Source organism: Marinibacterium sp. SX1 (assembly GCF_050389775.1).
In the GTDB taxonomy this organism is placed as follows: domain Bacteria; phylum Pseudomonadota; class Alphaproteobacteria; order Rhodobacterales; family Rhodobacteraceae; genus Marinibacterium.
Map to the genome: position 1 here is coordinate 2894406 of NZ_CP177144.1, position 20361 is coordinate 2914766.

19 protein-coding genes are annotated in these 20361 nt (G+C 68.6%); 7 read left to right on the forward strand and 12 right to left on the reverse strand.

Annotation, left to right across the window (positions count from 1 at the left end; translation table 11 throughout):
* Positions 1 to 215 precede the first annotated feature (215 nt).
* From ACK3BB_RS13070 to ACK3BB_RS13095, 6 genes are all read right to left on the reverse strand, one after another.
* Positions 216 to 398 carry a hypothetical protein gene (locus ACK3BB_RS13070; protein ID WP_428925081.1) on the reverse strand — a complete coding sequence of 61 codons (183 nt, stop codon included), beginning with the start codon at positions 396 to 398 and terminating at the stop codon, positions 216 to 218.
* A 160-nt stretch (positions 399 to 558) separates the two neighbouring features.
* A complete protein-coding gene (locus ACK3BB_RS13075; RefSeq protein WP_428925082.1) occupies positions 559 to 1677 on the reverse strand; it encodes a lipocalin-like domain-containing protein in 1119 nt (372 codons plus the stop codon).
* Positions 1667 to 4063 carry an FtsX-like permease family protein gene (locus ACK3BB_RS13080; RefSeq protein ID WP_428925083.1) on the reverse strand — a complete coding sequence of 799 codons (2397 nt, stop codon included), beginning with the start codon at positions 4061 to 4063 and terminating at the stop codon, positions 1667 to 1669. Before ACK3BB_RS13080 ends, ACK3BB_RS13075 begins: the two co-directional genes overlap by 11 nt.
* Positions 4060 to 4710, reverse strand: a complete 651-nt coding sequence (locus ACK3BB_RS13085) for an ABC transporter ATP-binding protein (RefSeq protein ID WP_428925084.1) — start codon at positions 4708 to 4710, stop codon at positions 4060 to 4062. Before ACK3BB_RS13085 ends, ACK3BB_RS13080 begins: the two co-directional genes overlap by 4 nt.
* 301 nt (positions 4711 to 5011) lie before the next feature.
* Positions 5012 to 5986, reverse strand: a complete 975-nt coding sequence (locus ACK3BB_RS13090; protein WP_428925085.1) for an HAD family hydrolase — start codon at positions 5984 to 5986, stop codon at positions 5012 to 5014.
* 105 nt (positions 5987 to 6091) lie between these two features.
* Positions 6092 to 7693: an arylsulfatase gene (locus ACK3BB_RS13095; RefSeq protein WP_428925086.1), complete on the reverse strand. Its 1602-nt coding sequence runs from the start codon at positions 7691 to 7693 to the stop codon at positions 6092 to 6094.
* 233 nt (positions 7694 to 7926) lie between these two features.
* Between ACK3BB_RS13095 and ACK3BB_RS13100 the strand changes: the two genes are divergently transcribed.
* On the forward strand, positions 7927 to 8454 hold the full coding sequence (locus ACK3BB_RS13100; RefSeq protein WP_428925087.1) for a DUF1269 domain-containing protein: 528 nt from the start codon (positions 7927 to 7929) through the stop codon (positions 8452 to 8454).
* A 92-nt stretch (positions 8455 to 8546) separates the two neighbouring features.
* Here ACK3BB_RS13100 and ACK3BB_RS13105 read toward each other — a convergent pair whose 3' ends face one another.
* Positions 8547 to 9272 carry a helix-turn-helix transcriptional regulator gene (locus ACK3BB_RS13105; protein WP_428925088.1) on the reverse strand — a complete coding sequence of 242 codons (726 nt, stop codon included), beginning with the start codon at positions 9270 to 9272 and terminating at the stop codon, positions 8547 to 8549.
* Between the two features lie 87 nt (positions 9273 to 9359).
* Here ACK3BB_RS13105 and ACK3BB_RS13110 point away from each other — a divergent pair, with 87 nt between their 5' ends.
* Positions 9360 to 9755: a RidA family protein gene (locus tag ACK3BB_RS13110; protein ID WP_428925089.1), complete on the forward strand. Its 396-nt coding sequence runs from the start codon at positions 9360 to 9362 to the stop codon at positions 9753 to 9755.
* 282 nt (positions 9756 to 10037) lie between these two features.
* Here ACK3BB_RS13110 and ACK3BB_RS13115 read toward each other — a convergent pair whose 3' ends face one another.
* Positions 10038 to 10625: a phage holin family protein gene (locus ACK3BB_RS13115; protein ID WP_428925090.1), complete on the reverse strand. Its 588-nt coding sequence runs from the start codon at positions 10623 to 10625 to the stop codon at positions 10038 to 10040.
* A complete protein-coding gene (locus ACK3BB_RS13120) occupies positions 10622 to 10963 on the reverse strand; it encodes a DUF883 family protein (RefSeq protein WP_428925091.1) in 342 nt (113 codons plus the stop codon). The genes ACK3BB_RS13115 and ACK3BB_RS13120 overlap by 4 nt, the downstream gene beginning before the upstream one ends.
* A 185-nt stretch (positions 10964 to 11148) precedes the next feature.
* On the opposite strand from ACK3BB_RS13120, the gene ACK3BB_RS13125 reads away from it, so the two are divergent.
* Complete coding sequence (locus ACK3BB_RS13125; RefSeq protein WP_428925092.1) at positions 11149 to 12126, forward strand: YhjD/YihY/BrkB family envelope integrity protein; 978 nt, start codon at positions 11149 to 11151, stop codon at positions 12124 to 12126.
* 124 nt (positions 12127 to 12250) lie between these two features.
* Entirely contained in the window at positions 12251 to 14212 is a 1962-nt protein-coding gene (locus ACK3BB_RS13130; RefSeq protein WP_428925093.1) for a multiheme c-type cytochrome, read from the forward strand.
* 130 nt (positions 14213 to 14342) lie between these two features.
* Here ACK3BB_RS13130 and ACK3BB_RS13135 read toward each other — a convergent pair whose 3' ends face one another.
* On the reverse strand, positions 14343 to 15065 hold the full coding sequence (locus tag ACK3BB_RS13135; protein ID WP_428925094.1) for an RlmE family RNA methyltransferase: 723 nt from the start codon (positions 15063 to 15065) through the stop codon (positions 14343 to 14345).
* Between the two features lie 102 nt (positions 15066 to 15167).
* Positions 15168 to 16280, reverse strand: coding sequence for a Ppx/GppA phosphatase family protein (locus ACK3BB_RS13140; protein WP_428925095.1), 1113 nt, complete (start codon positions 16278 to 16280; stop codon positions 15168 to 15170).
* 304 nt (positions 16281 to 16584) lie between these two features.
* Between ACK3BB_RS13140 and ACK3BB_RS13145 the strand changes: the two genes are divergently transcribed.
* From ACK3BB_RS13145 to ACK3BB_RS13155, 3 genes are all read left to right on the forward strand, one after another.
* Positions 16585 to 16881, forward strand: coding sequence for a virulence factor (locus ACK3BB_RS13145; RefSeq protein WP_428925096.1), 297 nt, complete (start codon positions 16585 to 16587; stop codon positions 16879 to 16881).
* 26 nt (positions 16882 to 16907) lie between these two features.
* Entirely contained in the window at positions 16908 to 17831 is a 924-nt protein-coding gene (locus ACK3BB_RS13150) for a methylenetetrahydrofolate reductase (protein WP_428925097.1), read from the forward strand.
* 76 nt (positions 17832 to 17907) lie between these two features.
* The gene (locus ACK3BB_RS13155) at positions 17908 to 18963 is read left to right on the forward strand and encodes a methyltetrahydrofolate cobalamin methyltransferase (RefSeq protein ID WP_428925098.1); all 1056 of its coding nucleotides are present in this window, start codon (positions 17908 to 17910) and stop codon (positions 18961 to 18963) included.
* 107 nt (positions 18964 to 19070) lie between these two features.
* On the opposite strand, the gene ACK3BB_RS13160 is transcribed toward ACK3BB_RS13155, so the two are convergent.
* On the reverse strand, positions 19071 to 20102 hold the full coding sequence (locus ACK3BB_RS13160; RefSeq protein WP_428925099.1) for an endonuclease/exonuclease/phosphatase family protein: 1032 nt from the start codon (positions 20100 to 20102) through the stop codon (positions 19071 to 19073).
* Positions 20103 to 20361: the final 259 nt, after the last annotated feature.

A 20361-nucleotide genomic window follows, 5' to 3' on the forward strand; every position in this document is an offset into this window, starting at 1 on the left:
CCGGGCAATGTCAAAGCGGTGACGGGCGGCGATCACGGAATGGTCATATCCTTGCCGGTTGTCCGGCCAGCCGGACATTTCCCGGAAGCGCATTGCCCGTGTCAGGGCGGTGAACGCGCAAAATCGGGCAGGCTGTTGACCGCATCCGGAGGCAGCTGCCCGGCCGGTCGGTTCCGGTTGGGTGCTTTGCCGGCGGAACGCGGGCGTGCCTGCGATCAATCGCTGGCATTGCCGTGCCGCTTGTCCGAGATAGGCCCGCTGAAACGGCGAGTCAGTTCGTCGTCGTCGGTCACCTGCGTCTTCGGAGCGTTTGACCGATACGGATATCGTGCCTTGCCGGGATGGGTCCCTGCGATCATTGCTCCGAATAGGTGAGCCGGTTCCTTGCTGTCGATCATCCGCGTTTTCGGGGGGTGGCCTTTGCGGATCATCTGGATTGGCGTGCCGCGTCCCAGCAATCGGGACCCTGTATCGGCGCGCCGGTTCGTCGCCATGGAACCATCGCCAGGTCGGTTCGCCTCCACCACTCACCCGCATTGGCCAACCGTTCCGCCGCGATTACTCACCGCCATCATAGCCGGTCATCTCGAGATACCCGCGCCCGGCCCGGTCACCGCCCACGCGGACGGGGCCTTCCCAGTAGGATGTAGTCGTGCCCATCCAGGCCCCGGGGTTCAGCGCCTCGATCTCCAGCGCCAGACCTTCGCCGGGCAGGTCGATGCGCCAGCTCAGCGGCAGGCGGGCCGGGCCGATGTCGCGGGCTGGGCCGGGGCTCAGCGCCAGGTCCTGCCCGGACAGCGCGCGCACGTTGCCGTCGCGGGCGATCCAGGTGCCAAACCGGAACCCCGCCCCGCCATCGCGCAATTGCGCAGCCATCAGCCGCTCTCCGGTCTCCAGCGTCAGGGCCATCCAGTCCCAGCCGCTCTGGTCGCCGGCCAGCGGTTGCGACGACCATTCCCGGTCCAGCCAGCCCGTCCCGGTGACGGCCATCTCGCCCCGGGGCGTGCGGATCGTGCCGGTGACGCGGTAATGGGGCTGGGAGTAATAATGGCTGGCCCGGCCATCGGGGGATTTCACCGAAAAGCCCTCCTGGCCGTGCAGGACCAGCGGGCCGTCGGCGGCCAGGGCCAGGTCATAGGCAAAATAATCCCCCCGGGCGGTCAGCTCCAGGGCCTGCAACCCGTCATCGCCGGGCGCGGCCGTGCCGGTCATCTGCCAATCGTCGATCCAGGCGGCAAAGGGCGTGGCTGTGGCCCCGGCCGTGCCGATCCCCCCGCGCGAGAAGCGTTCGGCGAAATGGTGAGCGTCGGGCGTGGTCAGGGCGGCATGGGCCATCCAGACCTGCGGGCTGGTCCAGCCTTGGGCCGTGGCTCCGGGCGGTTCAGGGCGCAGGGCCGAGCGGAACAGGGTCCATTGCACGCCGTAGTCGCGGCCATCGGCGCCGGTCAGGTTGGCCGTGAGATACCACCATTCGATGCGGAAATCCGGGTGCGGACCGTGATCGCGGGGAAAGACCAGCCGGCGCGCGGGATCGGGCACGGCAAAGCCTTCGGCCGTGGTGCCGAGCGCGGCAAAGCCCTGGGCCCGGGCGGTGGCGGGGGGCATCAGCAGGGCCAGCAAGACGGCCAGGGCGCGGAGGGCGAAGGGAACGGCAGCGCGGCGATACTCAGCGGACATTGGCAAAGACCTTGACCAGTTCGGCCGGGGGCAGGCGGCGCAGGCGCAGGGCGGGGATCAGGGCGGCCAGCCCGGCCGCGGCCAGGGCCAGCGCGAAGAGCCGCAGCCAGTCGCCGGGAAAGAGATACATGGGCAACCGCCAACCAAAGGCTTCGACATTGATGACGGCCAGCAGGGCCCAGGCCAGCACCAGCCCCAACGGCAGGGCCAGCAGGGCGGTCAGCGCGGCCAGGGCCAGCGCCCGGATGATGTCCAGCCGGCCCAGCCGGGCGCGGGTCAGCCCCAGCGCCCAGGCCGGGGCCAGCTGGGGCAGGCGGATCGTCCAGAGCGTCAGCAGGCTGGTCAGGATGGCAAAGGCTGCCACGCCCAGGGTCAGCAGGTTGAGCGCGCCGGTCACCAGGAAGGTCCGGTCGAAGACCTGCAGCGAGGCGTCCTTGATCCGGGCCTGGGGCACGATGGCATCGCCGGGCAGGTCGAAGGCCGCGCGGATCTCGGCGGCCAGGGCCTCTGGCCGGGCGCTGCGCAGGGCGATCTGGCGATAGGGCAGGTCGGGCACCCGGGCCAGCAGGGCATCGAGCGCCACGATGGCCTGCGGGTCGGGATTGCCGTAATCGGCATAGACACCCACGACGGGCAGCGACCAGCCCGGCAGGATCTGCAGCGGCTCGCCGATGCCCGGCCCGCCTCGGTGGTAAAGCTGTTCGCTGATCAGCACGCCCCGGCCGGCGGTCAGGCGATCCCACAGGCCGTCCGTCCCGCGCACGACAGGCCAGTCCCGGCGATAGACCGGATCGTCGACCACGCCATAGACCCGCCCGGGCCGCCCGGCCAGGGGCAGGTCGGCGGCCCGGACCGGCAGCACGCTGTCGGCCCGCCCGGCCAGCCAGCCCTGCAGGGCCATGGCCTGGTCCCGGTCGGTGGGCGAGACATAAAGATCGGCCGACAGCCGCTGGTCGAGCCAGCCGGTAAAGGTCAGCCGGAAGCTCGAGACCATCGTGCCCACGCCGATATTGGTGGCCAGGGCCAGCAGCAGGGCCATCAGCGCCAGCGACAGCCCGGGCAGCTGGGCGCGCATGTCGGCCCAGACCCATTGCGCCACCGGCCCCCGGGCCAGCCGCGCGCCGCCATCCAGCAGCACCGACAGCAGCGGGGCCAGCAGCAGCGCGGCGCCCAGCAGCAGCCCGCCCAGCAGGGCAAAGCCCGCGACCAGCCCGTCAAAGAGCCAGACCGCCGCCCCGCCGGCCAGGATCAGGCCCAGCCCGGCCAGTGTCTGCAGGGCCAGCGCCCGGGCACCGGCCCGGCGCCAGGCCTCGGCCCCGGTCAGGGCCAGCACCGGCAGGCCATGGGCCCGCCACAGCACCTGGGCCCCGGCCAGCAGCACCCCGCCGCAGGACATGGCCAGCCCGGCCAGGACCCAGCCGGGCCGCAACGCCAGGCTGCCCGCGACCTGGGCGCCATAAAGCCCGCCCAAGGTGGCCGCCACGCCCGGCAACAGCGCCGCGGCGATGACATAGCCCAGGGCCACGCCCAGCAAGCCGGCCAGCACCCCGGCCAGCAAGAGCTCGGCCAGCATGGCCAGCGCCAGCCCGCGCCCCGACACCCCCAGCGCCCGCAGCGTGCGCATGATCCCCCGGCGCTGTTCAAAGGCCAGCCCGATGGTGCCATGCACGATGAAGAGCCCCACGGCAAAGGACAGCATGCCGAAGGCCACCAGGTTCAGGTGAAAGCTGCGGGTCAGACCCTGGACCCCGGTGCGCTCCTCGGCCGGTTCCAGCACCAGCCCGGGCGCCAGCCGGTCCAGCGGGGCCAGGCCCATGGGCTGGTCGGCCAGCACCAGGATGCGGCTGAGCCGGCCGGGCGCATCCAGAAGCCGTTCGGCCACCGAGATATCGGTCAGGGCCACGCCGGGGGGCAGGCCGTCGATCACCTCGACCGGCGGCAGGTCGGGGCCGGTCAGCCGGGCGGCGGTCTCGGGCCCGGCCAGCAACCGGCCCGGGGCCAGCAGGACATCGGCCGGATCCTCGGTCCCGATATCGGCCAGCCCGGCGGGCAAGGCGGGATAGGACAGCAGGTCGACGCCCATCACGGTCACGCCATCCATCCCGTCCGGCCGCCCTTCGAGCACGGCGCTCAGCTGCCAACCGGCCCGGCGCAGGGTGACATAGGTTTCCAGGCCGATATGCCCCGACGGCGCGGTCAGCGTGGCCATCCGCGCCGGCTCCAGCAGCGCATTGGCCCGGGCATAGCTGGCCCGGGCCTCGGCATTGATCGCCTGCACGGCCGTCCACAGCGCCGTGGCCAGGGCCAGCCCGGCGATCAGCGTCAGGGCCTGGCCGGGGTGGCGCCGCCAATGCGACAGCAGGGCCAGGGCCACCGCCCGGATCACGTCAGCCGCCCCGCGCTGAGATGCGCCCGCCGGTCCAGCCGCCCGGCCACGGCCGCCGAATGGGTCACCAGGAACAGCGCCGCCCCGCTTTCGGCCACCAGGTCGAGCATCAGCGCCAGAACCTCGTCGCCGGTTGCCTCGTCCAGGTTGCCCGTCGGCTCGTCGGCCAGCAGCAGGCGCGGCCGCATGGCCAGCGCCCGGCCGATGGCCACCCGCTGCTGCTGGCCGCCCGACAGCGCCTCGGGGAAGCGCCCGCCCAGGTCATCGAGCCCCAGCCGGGTGCGGATCGTCGCGATCCAGTCGCGGTCCGCCCGCCCGGCCAGCCGGGCATGAAAGGCCAGGTTCTGGTCGACGGTCAGCGCCGGCATCAGGTTGAACTGCTGGAAGACCAGCGCCACGCAATCGCGGCGCAGCCGCGCCCGCCCGGCATCGGCGAGGCCCGACAGGGCCGTGCCGTCCAGGGTGATCTCGCCCCCGTCGAACCCGTCCAGCGCCCCGGCCAGGTGCAGCAGCGTGCTCTTGCCGCTGCCGCTCTCGCCCGTCAGGGCGAGCGTCTGGCCCGCATCGAGCGTCAGCGAGACGCCGTCGAGCACCGGGCGCGCCGCGCCCGGGTAGGTCTTTTGCAGGGTGTCGATGGTCAGCAGCAAGGTCTTTGGTCCGGGCAAGGGCGGTCAGACCGTCAGACTAGCGCCCCGTTCCGGGCCCACAAGATCCGCCGGCGCCCGAACCGCCGCTTCGCGGCGGGCCGGGACATTCTGCCGCTGGCGGGGGGCCGCCTTCGGCGGTCTTGCCGGGCCGGCCTTCGGCCGGTTTTTTGGCGGGCGCCTTCGGCGCAGGTATTGTTTGTGCGCCTTCGGCGGTTTTTTCGAAGTGGCGCGCCTTCGGAGATTTTTTCATCGCGCGCCTTCGGCAGTTTTACTTTGTCGCGCGCCTCCGGCGCGACTGGGATCACCGAGCGCCGGTCCAGATCCGGTCCCAGTCATTGGCCATGTCGACGATCAGCCAGCCCATGTCCGGCCCTTCGTCCAGCCCCCGGACCAACTGGCCGATATGGCTGTCGCGGTCATAGGCCCATTCGCGCTCGGCATCGGTGTGATGGATCAGGATGCCCAGCCGCGGGCCGTCGCCGGCCGTGGTCCATTGCATCATCGGGAAATCGCCGTCGGAATTGCCCCCGGCGATGATCGGCCGCTTGCCGATGATCCGCATGATGTTGATCGGCTTGCCGTCCTTGTCGTCGAGAAAGCTCAGCGGCGCGGTCTTGGTGATCACCGGCATGCCGTCGTCGCCCACCGCATAGGCCGTGTCGCCATAGCTGCCGATGACCTGTTCGGTCGGGATGCCATAGGCCCTGTCGGCAAAGACGCGCATGAAATCGATGCCCCCGCCGGACACGATATAGGTCTTGAACCCCTCGTCGCGCAGGTAGCGCAGCAGCTCGACCATCGGCTGGTAGGTCATCGTGTCATAGCCCATGCCGGTGTAGGGATGGCGCGCCGTGGCCAGCCATTCGGCCACCTCGGCCTGGTAATCCTCGATGGTCCGCCCGGTCTGCGCCGCACCCAGCACCTCGATCAGCGCCTCTTCGCCGCCCCCCAGGACCGTGGCGTAATCGCCCGCCGCGGCGGCCTTGAGCGTGTCTGTCGTCAGCGTGGCCGGATCGTCCTGGCCCATCCTGGCGACGTAATCGAAGGCAAAGATTCCCTGGAAATAGGCCGGCTGTTCGGACCACAGCGTGCCGTCATTGTCGAAGACTGCGATGCGCTCGGCCACGGGCACGAACTCCTCCGAAGCCGGGTCGGTCACATCGGTGACGAAATCGATGATGCGCTGGCGGGCGGGGCCGTCGGACCAGGACGGCAGTGGATCGGCCAGGGCCGGGGCGGCAAGGATCATCAGGGCGGCGGTAACGTGGCGCAGCATGGGGCGCTCCTGTGCAGGACGGAAAAAGGGCAATGTCTAACGCAACCGGGCCGCCGCAGGGATGCGGGCGGCCCGGCCGAAATGTGTGAGGGCTTGGGCCCGCCGTCAGTGCGCGGTGGGCTCCGACAGCTTCTCCATCACCTTGTCGAGGCTGAACGACGCCGCTTCCTGGCGCGGCGGGTAGTCCTGGAAGGTGGCCAGGAACTGGGCCACGTATTGCTGTGCAGGCACCAGCATGTAGGCCCGGTCGATCATCCAGTCGTAATAGGTGTTTGACGTCCGATAGGCCCGTTCATAGGGGTCGCGACGCAGGTTGGTGATCAGCGGCACGCGCAGCGGGGTCAGCGGCTCCATCCAGGCGCGGAAGGTGGCCCAGGCTTTCTGCTCCAGGAAGGTGATCTTCCAGTCGCCGTAGCGCAGGGCGGCCAGGTCGCCGTCATCGGTGAAGTAGAAGATCTCGCGACGCGGGCTTTCGGTGGCCTCACCGGTCAGCAGCGGCAGGATGTTGTAGCCGTCGAGATGGACCTTGTAGTCACGTCCGCCGCCCACTTCGGCCACGGTCACGCCGTCGAGCAGGTCGTCCTTGATGGTCTCGTTGCCGGCCATCGCCAGGAAGGTCGGCAGCCAGTCCATGTGGTGGACGATCTCGTTGATCACTTCGCCCTCGGCGATATGGCCGGGCCAGCGCACCATGGCGGGCACCCGCCAGCCGCCTTCCCACTGGGTGTTCTTTTCACCCCAGAACGGGGTCATCGCGGCATCGGGCCAGCTGTTCATGTGCGGGCCGTTGTCGGTCGAATAGAACACGACGGTGTTGTCGGCGATGCCCAGCTCGTCCAGCGCGGCCAGGAATTCACCGATGTGCATGTCGTGTTCGATCATGCCGGCGGTGTATTCATCGACCTGCTTGCCGACGATCTCGTTGGCCTGGGCCCATTTGTCCTCGGCCACGTGGGTGCGGAAATGCATCCGCGTGCCCGACCACCAGACAAACCAGGGCACCCCGGCGTCTTCCTGGCGCTTGATGAAATCGATGGCCGCGGCGACGGTCTCGTCGTCAACGGTTTCCATGCGCTTCTTGGTCAGCGGGCCGGTATCCTCGATCTCGCCGTCGGCCGACGATTTGATCACGCCGCGCGGGCCAAAGGCCTCGCGGAAGGTACGGCCATCGGGCAGGACGGCATCACCGGGATAGTCGATGTTCTCCGGCTCTTCCTCGGCGTTGAGGTGGTAGAGGTTGCCGAAGAATTCATCGAAGCCGTGGTTCGTCGGCAGGTGCTCGTCGCGGTCGCCCAGGTGGTTCTTGCCGAACTGGCCGGTGGCATAGCCCTCGGCCTTGAGCAGGCCGGCGATGGTCGGGTCTTCGACCTGCATGCCTTCCTCGGCACCGGGCAGGCCGACCTTGGACAGGCCGGTGCGGAAGACCGACTGCCCCATGATAAAGGACGACCGGCCGGCGGTGCAGGATTGTTCACCGTAGTAATCGGTGAAGATCATGCCCTCGTCGGCGATGCGGTCGATGTTGGGGGTCTCATAGCCCATCAGGCCCATGGTATAGGCCGAAATGTTGGATTGGCCGACGTCATCCCCCCAGATGACGAGGATGTTCGGTTTTTCCGCGTCCTGCGCCAGCGCCGCGCCGGCCGTCAGGGCCGCCAGGGCGGCGGCGGACAGGATCCGGACACCGAACTTCAAGGAACCAGACATAACACTCTCCCGGTTTTAATGATTACTCATGGTTGAAGCGTAGGGTTTCACCGTGACACTTAGCCAATTGTTTTGCTAGGAAATTTGTCACGACTTCGTGAATACTTGCGAGCGACCGGCGGCCGCTTGCTCATCGGGCAGCGGGGGCGTGGATCCGGCCGATCGGGTCGTGCGTTTGTCACGATGAGGGGCTAGCATTTCCGCCTCGACCCCCGTTTGCAGGAGAACACCCGATGACCGCGAACCTTGTCGCGATCCTGATGAAGGATGCCGAAACCGCCCGGGCGGCCCGCCAGGAATGTTATGTCATGGCCCGCGACGGGCTGATCACGATGGAAGACGCGGTGGTCGTCTACCGGGACGACAGCGGCGAGATCAAGCTGGACCAATCGGTCAACCTGACTGCCGCCGGCGCGATGAGCGGGGCCTGGTGGGGCGTGCTGATCGGCGGCATCCTGGGCATTGCCACGGGCGGGGCCGGGCTGTTGCTGGCCGGGCTGGTCGGCGGAGCCGCCGGCGGGGCGCTGAGCGGGTCGATGTCGGACATGGGCGTGTCCGACGACATGATGCGCGAGACCGGCGCGGCACTGGACGACGGCCAGGCCATCCTGTTCCTGCTGGGCCGGACCAATGCGCCCGACAAGTTCCTGCCGCGCCTGGCCCAGTTCGGCGGGCGGGTCATGACATCGAACCTGCCGGGTGACGTCGATGCCCGGATCAATGCCGCGCTGGAACAGGGCGTGCAGTCGCAGGTCGGCTGACCGCCGCATTGCCGCGCAGGGAATGCTGACGCGCGCCCGACCGGGGCGCGGCCCTCGCGGGTACGGGCCGGGGCAACCGGCATCGCGGTGCCTCAGCGATGTCCGGGCAGATCCTTGTAGGGGCAGACATCGTCCTCGAAAGGCACGCGCCGGCGGCGAAACGTCGTATCGGGCACGGCCTGAGGATCGCTGATCCGGTCCATCCGGAAATGGCGGAAATCCTGGCGGGCCGGGTCCCAGCCCACCAGGTACCACAGGGGCGGCAGGATCAGCATGGCCTGCGGTTCGACCTCGCGCCGGGACTGGCGGCCCCTTGCATCGCGATAGTCGAAACGGATGAACCGGCGCCCCAGGAAGGCGGCCTCGAAGGCGGGAAGCAGCCCGGGGTCCATCGTGCCCATGTCGGACAGATCCTGTAGCGGCGACAACCGACCGATGTGCAGGCAGTCGAGAAAGGCGCGCAGGTCCCTGACCTTGTCCGCCGGCAGGGCCTTTTCAATCTTGGCCAGCCCGGTATCGGCCAGTTCGGAGAAAGGCAGCGTTCCGGCCGCCCGCATGGCCGCCACGCTGATCAGCAGGGCAAAGACCTCGGGGACGGACAGCCGGGCCTGTGTCTGGATCGATTGCGGGTCCAGCTGCAGCCCGCCGCCACGGCCGACATCGGAATGGATGACATAGCCTTCGTCCCGCAGGGCGCTGATGTCGCGCAGGATGGTCCGGCGCGACGCGCCGACCTCGCGGGCCAGAAGATCGACCGTGGCCGTGCCGTTCCGGCGCAGGCTGCGCACGATGGCGTCATGTCTGGTTCTTGCGTTCATGCGGACAGTGTAGTGTGAATGATGACATAATTTGGCACTGTTTCATCCTACACCGGGTCCAGCAACGAAAATCAAGGAGATTGCGACATGGAACGGACAGCGGTGAACCCCTGGGATTGGTCGGTCAAGCTGGGCTACAATCAGGCCGAAGTGATCGAGGGCGCGACGCGCCAGGTGATCTGTGCAGGCCAGACCGCGGTGGACGGCGAGGGTACCCCGCAGCATCCCGGTGACATGCGCGCCCAGATCGGGCTGGCGCTGGACAACCTCGAAACGGTGCTGAAGACCGCGGGGATGGACCTGGGCAATGTCGTCAGGCTGGGGGTCTATGCGACCGATGTGGACGAGGCGCTGAAGAATTTCGACCTGATGGGGATGCGCTTTGGCCCTCATGGGGTGGCGCCGCCCATGACCTTGCTGGGCGTGACGCGCCTGGCCATCCCCGGGCTGCTTTTCGAGATCGAAGCAACGGCAGCGGCCTGACGTTCAGGGCTGGCCGGTGGGCGGCAGGCCGCTGGCCGCCGGGCCGGAGGCAGACAGCCGACACCGCAAACCCATGCGCCCGTGCCGAAACCCGCACGGGCGCTCCTGCCTTGGCATGGTGTTCCTTTGTCCGTCAGGACGTCTCGTCGATGGCCGGGGCGGCGATCACCGGCCGGGCAGTCAGCCGGGCCGGGCGCATCGCGATATCATCGGTCGGAAACGGTGGTGCAGGGCGCGCCGGGGCAGGGCGCAGGGCCTCTGCCTGACCGGTCACCGCGATGGTCAGGCCTGCGGGGCGGCCGGATCCTCGGGGAAATCGCCCTCCATGCCCGGCGGGCTGGGCGGCGGCGCCGAGGGGGGCGCGGCGGGATCATCCGGCTGGGGCTTGGGCGTCTCACCCCGGCCGGCCAGAAGCGCGTTGAGCAGAGGCGTCAAAAGGCCGGGCAGGATGTTGCCCAGCGGGTCGCGCGTGAACCGGCGCACCTCGCGGGCCGTGCCCCGGACTTCTTCGACTAGATCGTCGATCTCGCCTTCCAGGTCCTCCAGCGCCATGTCGCGCATCTCGATGGCCGAGGACAGTTCGCGTTCGCCCGACATCCGTCCGGCGACCAGCGCCATGATCCCTGCCAGGACGACATTGCCAAGCGCCACGAAGGCCGCGGCCCAGGCCAGCGGCATGACCGTGGCCAGCCCCTGGTAGACCGCCACGTTGGCCATGACGACGGCCACGGCCACGAACAGCCCGGCCAGCACCATCAGGCCGGTCTGGCGGCGCAGAACGGTCACGCGCCGGGCGGCAATGAGCCGCTCGGCGCGCAGGACGATTGTCAGGGTCCGGCTGATCCGGCCCGGGGTCTTGCCCAGCGTCACGAACGACGCCCGGCGACCGACCCGGCCTTGCACATCATCAGGCCCGCCGCAAAGGCGATGCCCACCGACAGCAGCGGGCGTTCGCGGATCACCGAGGACACGGCGTCTTCGGCTTCGCGGGCACGCACGGCGGTGTCATGAGCCACGGTCTCGGCGGTGTGGCGGCCGGTGGCGATGGCGTGCTGGGCGCGGGCCTTGCCTTCTTCGACGGCATGGCCAACGTAGCCATTGACCCGGTCGGCCAGCGTTTCGGCCACGTTGCCCGACTGCGCGCGCACCTCGGCCAGCTGCTGTTTCAGGACTTCGACTTCGGTTTCAAGATCTGACTTGGTCGGCATCGTGATCTCCGCTTCTCGTGTTCCAGCATGGGCCGTCCCGATCGGGGCGGCAAGCTTGTTTGCTCTGGACATGAAACAAATGCGGCTCTGCAAGGTTCCGTAGATGAAGCAAAAATCTTTGCGCGGGGTGCAATGGACCGTCGCGCATGCTATCGCCCGGTCAACGAATTTTCGAGATGTGACAGATGATCCGATATACCCGCATACCCATCGCCGCCTTCCTGCGCTTCCGTGACAAGAACGGCTGGATCATGAGCAGCCACGTCGCGATGTCGATGATGATGGCGCTTTTTCCCTTCATGCTGTTCATGGTCGCGCTGGCCGGCCAGTTTGCTCAGGGCATCGACGTCAACCGCCTGATCGAGCTGACCATGGGCGGCTGGCCCACCGCCGTGTCCGACCCGCTGTCGCGCGAACTGCGCGCGGTCACGTCCCAGGACACCAGCGGGCTGATATCGGTCGGCGGTGTGCTGGCGCTTTATTTTGCGTCGAACGGGGTGGATGCGATCCGCCAGGCCATGACCACGGCCTACCGCGAGGTCGACACCCGGCCCTGGTGGAAACAGCGGCTCTTGTGCCTGGCCTTCGTGCTGGCCGGGGCGGCGCTGGTCGTGGGGATTGCCATCCTGGCCGTGGCCCTGCCGGTCTATCTCAGCTTCGTGCGCGGGGCGCTGCCGGGGATCTATTCGCTGCTCTTCGAAAGCCGGGCGGCCCGGCTGATCATCGGCGGCGGCTTTGCCGTGCTGATCGTCACGGCCTGCCATTACTGGCTGCCGGGCAAGGTCGGCAAGCGGGTCAAGATCTGGCCGGGCGTGGCGCTGACGGTGGTCATCTGGGCCATCGTTGCCCGGGCCTTTTCGATCTACGTGTCCAATTTCGCCAGCTACTCGGCCACCTATGCCGGCCTGGCCGGGGCGATGTCGGCGCTGATCTTCCTGTACCTGATGGCCGCCATCCTGATCTTTGGCGCGGCGTTCAACAACGAGCTCAGCGAAGAGCTCTACGGCAGCCATGACGACCGCCCGCCCGAAGCGCCGGGCGAAGGCGACATGCTCGACGAACCCGATGCCTCCGACGCCCCGGCCGAGGCCCCGGCCCAGGACGACGACACGCCCGGCGCGCCGCAGGACGACACAAAGGACGGGCCCGACCGCATCGCCTGACCGGCGCCGGTCGGGCGGGCATCATGTGGCCCGCCCGACCGGGCCGGGCGGACAGCACGATTGCAACGCCCGGCCAATCTGCTAGCCATGGATCAGCCAGGTCCGATCCGGGGAACGCCGCCAGATGTATTTGTTTCACCAGTGCCTTTTTGCCCGCCGCGCCGCAATCACGGCCCTCCTGGCGCTGCTGTCGGTCATGGCGCTGCTCTGGCCGGCCCCGGGCCGCAGCGCGCCCGATTACGTCGGCAGCGAGACCTGCGTCGACTGCCACCAGGACATTGCAGAGGCCTGGGCCGGGTCGCATCATGCCCTGGCCTGGACACCCCCGACCGAGGCCAACGTGCTGGCCGATTTCGATGGCACCCGGTTCGAACTGGGCGACATGTCGGTCGATTTCCGGCTGTCGGGCGGGGTGCACGGGCTGACCGTGACCGAGACCGACGGCAGCGTGACCGATTACCAGGTGCATTCGGTCATCGGCGTCGCGCCCTTGCAGCAATACCTTTTGGAAACCGAACCCGGCCGGCTGCAAAGCTTCGACGTGGTCTGGGATGTCGAAAAGGGCGAGTGGTTCCATCTTTACCCCGACCAGAATTACCCGCCCGATGACGGGCTGCACTGGAGTGGCCCCTACAAGACCTGGAACGCCCGCTGCGCCGAATGCCATGCCACGGGCTATCGCAAGAATTACGGCCAGCAGACCGGGCGCTATCGTTCGACCCAGGCCGAGATCGGCGTCGGCTGTGAATCCTGCCATGGCCCCGGCGCGGCCCACCTGGCCTGGACCGAGGGCCAGGACGTCACCGAGGCCGGGCTCGACGAGTACGGCTTCTCGATGTCCTTCGACATGGCCGAGCGCGATGCCTATGTCGGCCAATGCGCCGGCTGCCATTCCCGGCGCGAGCCGATGGGCGACGGCAACCCGCTGCCCGGTACGGCCTACCATGATGCCTATACCCTGTCGCTGCTGCGCGAGGGCCTCTACGAGCCCGATGGCCAGATCCTGGACGAGGTCTATGTCTACGGCTCGTTCCTGCAATCGCGGATGTATGCCCGCGGGGTGGGCTGCGGCAATTGCCACGATCCCCATGGCGCCGAGCTGCTGATCGAAGGCAACGGGCTGTGCACCCAGTGCCATTCGCCGGTGGGCAACGATGCCTTCCCGACCCTGCGCAAGGCGGATTACGACACGCCCGAACACCATTTCCACGATGCCGGCAGCGCGGGCGCGCAATGTGTCAGCTGCCACATGGCCGAACGGACCTACATGGGCAATGACGGCCGGCGCGATCATTCCTTCCGCGTGCCGCGCCCCGACCTGGGCGCCCGGATCGGCGCGCCAGATACCTGCACCGATTGCCATGTCGACCGCGACCAGGGCTGGGCCGCCGCCGAGATCGCCGCGCGCTTCCCCGACAGCGTCCATCGCGGCGCCCATTACGGCGAGACCCTGGCGGCCGGCCGGGCCGACCCCGCCGCTGCCGCCGAGGCGCTTCTGGCCCTGGCCCTCGATGCCGACCAGCCCGGCATCGTGCGGGCCACCGCGGTCGAACTGCTCGCCCGTGCACCCACGCCCGCCCTGGCCGAGGCCGGACTTGCGCTGATTGCCGATGATGATCCGATGGTCCGGGCCATGTCCGCCCGGCTGCAGGCCGCGGTGCCGGGGCCCGAGCGGGTCGCCCGGCTGATGCCGCTGCTCTCCGATCCCCTGCGCATGGTCCGCGTGGAAACCGCCCGCTCGCTGCTCGATGTCTCGCCCCAGGGGCTGGCCCCGTCCCAGGCCGCCCTCTTGCGGGCCGGGCTGCAGGACTGGCAGCGCGCGCTGGTCAGCCGGCTGGATTATCCCGAAACGCACCTGGTGCTTGCCGGCCTGGCCCTGACCCAGCGCAACGCCGCTGCCGCCTCGGCCGCCTTTCGCCAGGTTGTCGAGATGGATCCCCAGCGCGGCGAGGCCTGGGTGATGCTGGTGCGCCTGGCCCATGCCACCGAGGGGCCGCGCGTCGCCCGTGGGGTGCTGGACGAAGCCCTGGCCCGCTTGCCCGATGACCCCGCCCTGGCTCAGCTCGACGCGCAAGTGCCGCGCTGAGCCCCTGTCTTCTTCTTGGCTGAAATACCCAACACAACAGCCGCCACGGGGCGGCCCGCCGGACGGCCGGGCGCCCGGTTCCAATCCCGGTTCCAGCCCCGGTCAGCCGCGATAGATCATCCGCGACAATTCAGCCGCGATACCCCGTGGCCACGACGAATTTCTCGGAACTGTCCGAACGTGACGCCGGCGGCTTCACGTTGGCCACCTTGTCGAACTTCTGCTTGAGCAGCTTCTGCAACTCGCCCTCGGCGCCCCCGGCCAGCACCTTGGCCACGAAGGTCCCACCCGGCTCCAGCACGTCAAAGGCGAAATAGGCCGCCGCTTCGCACAGCGCGATGATGCGCAGGTGGTCGGTCTGCTTGTGCCCCGACGAAGCCGCCGCCATGTCCGACATCACCACGTCGGCCTTGCCGCCCAGCCAGTCCTTCACCTTCAGGTCGGCATCGTCTTCCATGAAATCCAGCTGGTGGATCTCGCAGCCCGCGATCGGCTCGACCTCCTGCAGATCGACGCCCAGGATCGTGCCCACGGCCTTGCCGGATTTCTCGCCCAGGGCATTGACCCGCTTCACCGCCACTTGGCACCAGCCCCCCGGCGCACAGCCAAGGTCGACAACCCGGGCGCCGGGCACCAGGAAGCGGTACTTGTCGTCCAGTTCGAGGATCTTGTAGGCCGCGCGCCCACGATAGCCCTCGGCCTGGGCGCGCTTGACATAGGGATCGTTCAGCTGCCGTTGCAGCCAGCGCGTCGACGACAGCTTGCGGCCCCGGGCGGTCTTGACCTTGACCGTCAGGTCACGCTGGCCACGGCCCGAGGTGTTGCCGGAGCGTCCTGTGGGTTTCTTGACCATGCGTTTCTCTCTCTGCTTGCCGGGGAGGGGGCGCTGCCCCCGTCCTCCGTTGGAGGACTCCCCCGCGGGTATTTGGACCAAGAAGAAGACGCAAGGGTCTTCTCAGAACGGACCGTCTTCCAGGACCCCGTCGGCCGACATCTGGGCATAGAGCAGCCCTTCGCGCAGGCCGCGGTCGGCGACCGACAGGCGATCGGTGGGCCAGCAGCGCAGCAGCGCCTGCAGGATGGCCGAGCCCGACATGATCAGCGCGTGGCGGTCCTCGCCGATGCGCGGATCGCGGCGCCGGCCGGTGGGGCCGAGATCGAGATAGGAGCGGATGACCTTGTCGATCTGGTCCGAGGTCATGCGCAGCCCGTCGACCTTGGTGCGGTCATAGCGTTTCAGGCCCAGGTGCGAGGCCGCGACCGTGGTGACCGTGCCGGATGTGCCGACGATCTGGAACCCTTCACGGGCCTGTTCGTCCTTGTAGGGCGCGAATTCGGCGAGGTTTTCCTCGAAGAACCAGGACATCAGCGCAAAGCGCGCGGCATCGTCCTCGACATCGGCGAACTGGTCGCGCAGCGTGGCCACGCCCAGGGGCACCGAGATCCAGTCGACCACCTTGGCCGCCGGAAACGGGCTTTCGGGCGGGTGGAACCCGGCATGCAGGCGCATGATCGCCGCCGGCCGGTCGCGCCGGGGCACCGAGGAGATGTCGATCCAGACAAGCTCTGTCGAGCCGCCGCCGATATCGACCACCAGCAATTGCTCGGTACGCGTCGAGACCAGCGGCGCGCAGGAGATCACGGCCAGCCGGGCCTCTTCCTCGGGGGCGATGATTTCCAGCCGCAGCCCGGTCTCGCGCCGCACCTGGGCAATGAAATCGCCGGCATTCTTCGCCCGCCGGCAGGCCTCGGTCGCGACCAGCCGCATGCGGCGGACCTTGTTGCGCTTGAGCTTCTGCTGGCAGATCCTGAGCGCCTGCATCGTGCGCGCCATCGAGGCACGCGACAAACGGCCAGACCGTTCCAGCCCGGAGCCGAGCTGAACCGATTTCGAGAAACTGTCGACCACGTGAAACCCCGACCCCTTGGGCTGGGCGATCAGCATTCGACAACTATTGGTGCCCAGATCCAGAGCGGCGTAAAGCTCGGACGGATCGGGCGGTTTCGGCGCAGGGCTTTCGACCGGTTTCGGGAACGCGCCCGCACCTTTGGGACGCCTGGGCGCCATCTTTGCGCCCTCCGATTTCGTGTTGATCCCAGAATAGGAATCATCCCTGCCAAAGGCAAGGACTTCGCGGTCCGGCTGCCGCCCGGTTCACCATGTCGCGAGGCGGCGGTTGTGCGGGTGGGTGTCGTGGTATACCACGGGCCAGTGGGCTGCGCGCGAGGGCCGGCTGCGGGTCCGGACCGTGATGAAAGACGCGACAGGGCCCGTGCCAAGGCCGGGTCGCAGGCGCGGCGTCATGTGTCGAAAACCGACCGCGGGGCACCGGCGGGCCGGATTATCAAGGGGTGAGCGGAAGGAATCAGAGATGCCCGATGTGACCATCGTCTACTGGCGCGACATCCCGGCGCAGGTGATCGTGGGCCGCGGCCGGCGCGGGGCCAAGCGGCCCCTGGCCGAGCGGTTCGAACAGGCGATCGACCGGGCGGCGATGAAATCGGGCATGGCGGGCACCGACGATTACCTTGCCGAATGGCGTCGCGCGGCGCCCTACGCCGTCGATGGCGACCCCGAGGCGGTGGCCGCATCCGAGGCGGAGCGGATCGAGAATGAATACGACGGCGCGCGCATCCGGGCGCTGATCGACAACGGCGGATGGGCGTGAGCCCGCGACGAGGATGGGAGGGCCTGATGGCATTGTTGAACTTCCGCAGGGCCGAGAGCCGGCCTGAAGGGCCCGATCCCAGGGTCGAAGCCTTCCTGCAGGATTACTCGATCGAGGTGATGCCGCGCACGGCGGCCAAGATCGAGGATTTCCGCGCGCTGCTGCCCGAGGGCACGCGGGTCTACATCGCCCATATCGACGGTGTGCCGATCGAGGACATGGTGGCCACGGCCCGCCGGCTGGCGCGCGACGGGTTCCGGGTGATGCCGCATTTCCCGGCGCGCATCATCCCCGACAAGGCCACGCTGGGCGACTGGATCGCGCGTTACCAGGGCGAGGCCGGGGTCAGCCGCGCGCTGTTGCTGGGCGGCGGGATCGCCACGCCGCACGGGGACTTTGACAATTCCATGCAGCTGCTGGACACCGGGCTGTTCGACAAGGCCGGGTTCGACCGGCTGCACGTGGCGGGACACCCCGAGGGCAACCGCGACATCGATCCCGACGGCGGCCAGGCCAACGTGGCCGCGGCGCTGCGCTGGAAACAGGCGTTTTCCGAGCGCACCGATGCCCGGATGGCGATCAACACCCAGTTCTGTTTCGATGCCGCGCCGATCATCGACTGGGTCGACGGGCTGGCGGCGGCGGGGATCGACCTGCCGGTGCATATCGGCATCGCCGGGCCGGCCAAGTTGCAGACGATGATCCGCTTTGCCATCGCCTGCGGGGTCGGGCCGTCGCTGAAGGTCCTGCAGAAACGGGCGATGGACGTGTCGCGGCTGTTGCTGCCCTACGAGCCCGACGATGTGCTGGGCGCGCTGGCCGCGCACAAGGCGGCCAACCCCGATTTCGGCATCGCGCGGGTGCATTTCTTTCCGATGGGCGGCATTCGGGCCAGCACCGACTGGGCCGTGGCCCATGGCGGCGCGGCGGCCCGCCCGGCCGGGGCCTGAGCCCGCCCGGGCAGGCGCCCATCACCCGACATCCAGCCGGCGGCAGACCGGCACGGCCCTTGCAGGAGAGGACAGCATGACGCGTACCATCGTGGAATCGAAGACGAAATCGGCCATCATCGGCTTTGACCAGCCGTTCTGCGTGATCGGCGAGCGGATCAACCCGACCGGGCGCAAGAAGCTGGCCGCCGAGCTGGAGGCCGGGGATTATTCGACCGTCGAAAAGGACGCGCTGGCCCAGGTGGCGGCCGGGGCCAGCATTCTCGATGTGAATGCCGGGGTGGTCTATAATTCGAACCCCAACCCGAACGAGACCGAGCCGCCGCTGATGGTCGAGATCCTCAAGCTGGTGCAATCTCTGGTCGACGTGCCGCTGTGCATCGACAGCTCGGTGCCCGGGGCGCTTGAAGCCGGGCTGGAGGTCTGCGAAGGGCGTCCGCTGCTCAATTCGGTGACCGGCGAGGAAGAGCGGCTGGAGCAGATCCTGCCGCTGGTGAAGAAGTACAACGTGCCGGTGGTGGCGATTTCCAACGATGACACGGGGATTTCCGAAGATCCCGACGTGCGCTTTGCCGTGGCCAGGAAGATCGTGGAACGGGCGTCGGATTACGGCATCGCGGCGCAGGATATCGTGGTCGATCCGCTGGTCATGCCGATCGGGGCGATGGCCACGGCGGGCCACCAGGTCTTTACCCTGGTGCGGCGGCTGCGCGAGGAACTGGGCGTGAACACGACCTGCGGGGCGTCGAATATTTCCTTCGGGCTGCCGAACCGGCACGGGATCAACAATGCCTTCCTGCCGATGGCCATGGGCGCGGGCATGACCAGCGCGATCATGAACCCGGTGGCGCTGCCGGTGAGCCAGGCGAAGATCGCCGAGAAGAAGGCCGAGGTTCTGGCCGCGGGGGTGGTTCTGCCCGAGGACATGGACGACGAGAGCTTCGTGGCGCTGTTCGGCATGGGCTCGACCCTGGCCCGTCCGGGCAAGGAGATGGAAGCGATCCGGGCAGCCAACCTGCTGTTCGACCGCGATGCCCATGGGGCGGACTGGATTGCCTTCAACAAGCCCGGCGGTGGCGAGGCCGCGGGTGGCCGGCGCGGGCGCAGCGGCGGGCGCCGGCGCCGGGGCTGAGGTCGGGAAGGGGGCGCTGCCCCCGTCCTCCGTTGGAGGACTCCCCCGGGAATACTTGGAAAGAGAAAGAAGCAGGAGGGCCGGGCGGCCCCCCGAAGGGCGGCGCGTCAGGGGATGATGCGCAGCGAGAGCATTTCGTGGTCCGACAGGTACTGCCCCGCGGCCGAGACGGCCGGCCAGATGCGGGGATCGAAGGGGGCGACGTCGCGGACCAGCAGCCAGTCGAGCACCATGAGCGGGTATTTCACGCTCTTGCCCGGGGCGGCGCGGGTGGTGAAGCCCGGGGCGACCGCGCCGCGCCAGTCATAGCCGGCTTGGGCGAAATGGGCGAAGCTGGGTTCGACCGAGGCGGGGTCGGCCGTGATTTCCGCCGCCGTGCGGGTGCCGTCGGCCAGCCAGTTGGTGTTGAGGTCGCCGCCGATCACGGCCTTGCCGGTGCCATAGCGGGCATCGAGCGCATCGGTCAGGATGCGGGTCTGTTCGGCGCGCAGGGAGGGGTCGCTTTCGCTTTCGTAATGGGCGGCGGCCAGGGTCAGCGGGCCATTGGCGGTGTCGATCCGTGCGGCCATGGCCATGCGCCCGCCGACGCGGTGCTGGCCGTCGCCCTTGGGGTTGGTGACATACCACAGCCCGCCGTCATCGAGGGGCACGAGGCAGGGATCGATCAGCGGATAGCGCGACAGGATGGCATTGCCATGCAGGCCATGGTCGTTAGGCACATCGGCGAAGAGCGAGGTTTCATAGGGATCGCCGGTGCCGAGCTCGACGAATTCCGTGCCGTAGACATGGCCCATGCCCAGGGCCCGGGCGAGATCGCGGGTGGTGTGGCGCTGGCCCGAGCGGGCCATGCCGTGGTCCATTTCCGTGGCCAGCACGACATCGGCCCCGGCGGCGCGCAGCAGGGCGGCGCTGTCTTCGACGCGTTTGCAGCGTTCCATGTTCCAGGCGCAGATGGTCAGCTGGGCGGGCAGCGGCAGGGGGGTATCGGGCTGGGTCAGTTCGATGGCGGTCATGCAGGGCCAGTCGGACATCATCCGGTCATGGGCGGCGCGGTCGCCCCCGCTGGCGCGGGCCTGGTCGCGGTCGTCCTGCGAGGGCGTTTGCAGCGTGGCAGTGGTCCGGGTGAGAATCGGGCGCATCTTGGGTCTCCGGGTGGGGCCAGTCGCCCCGGTGGATGGCATGAAGGTGGTGCGGTGACAACGGGTTAGGCTCGGCGGCGAGGCGGGCATGGCAGGGGGCGACCGGCCGGGGGCCGTGGGTGCAAGCACCCACGCTACGGGGTGCGGCAGCTGTAGGGTGGGTGCAAGCACCCACCGCGTGGATTTCATGGAAATGTCACGCAAAACCTGTCTGTCTTGCCGGGACCGGCCGCGCGCCGGGCAGACCTGGCAACGGAGG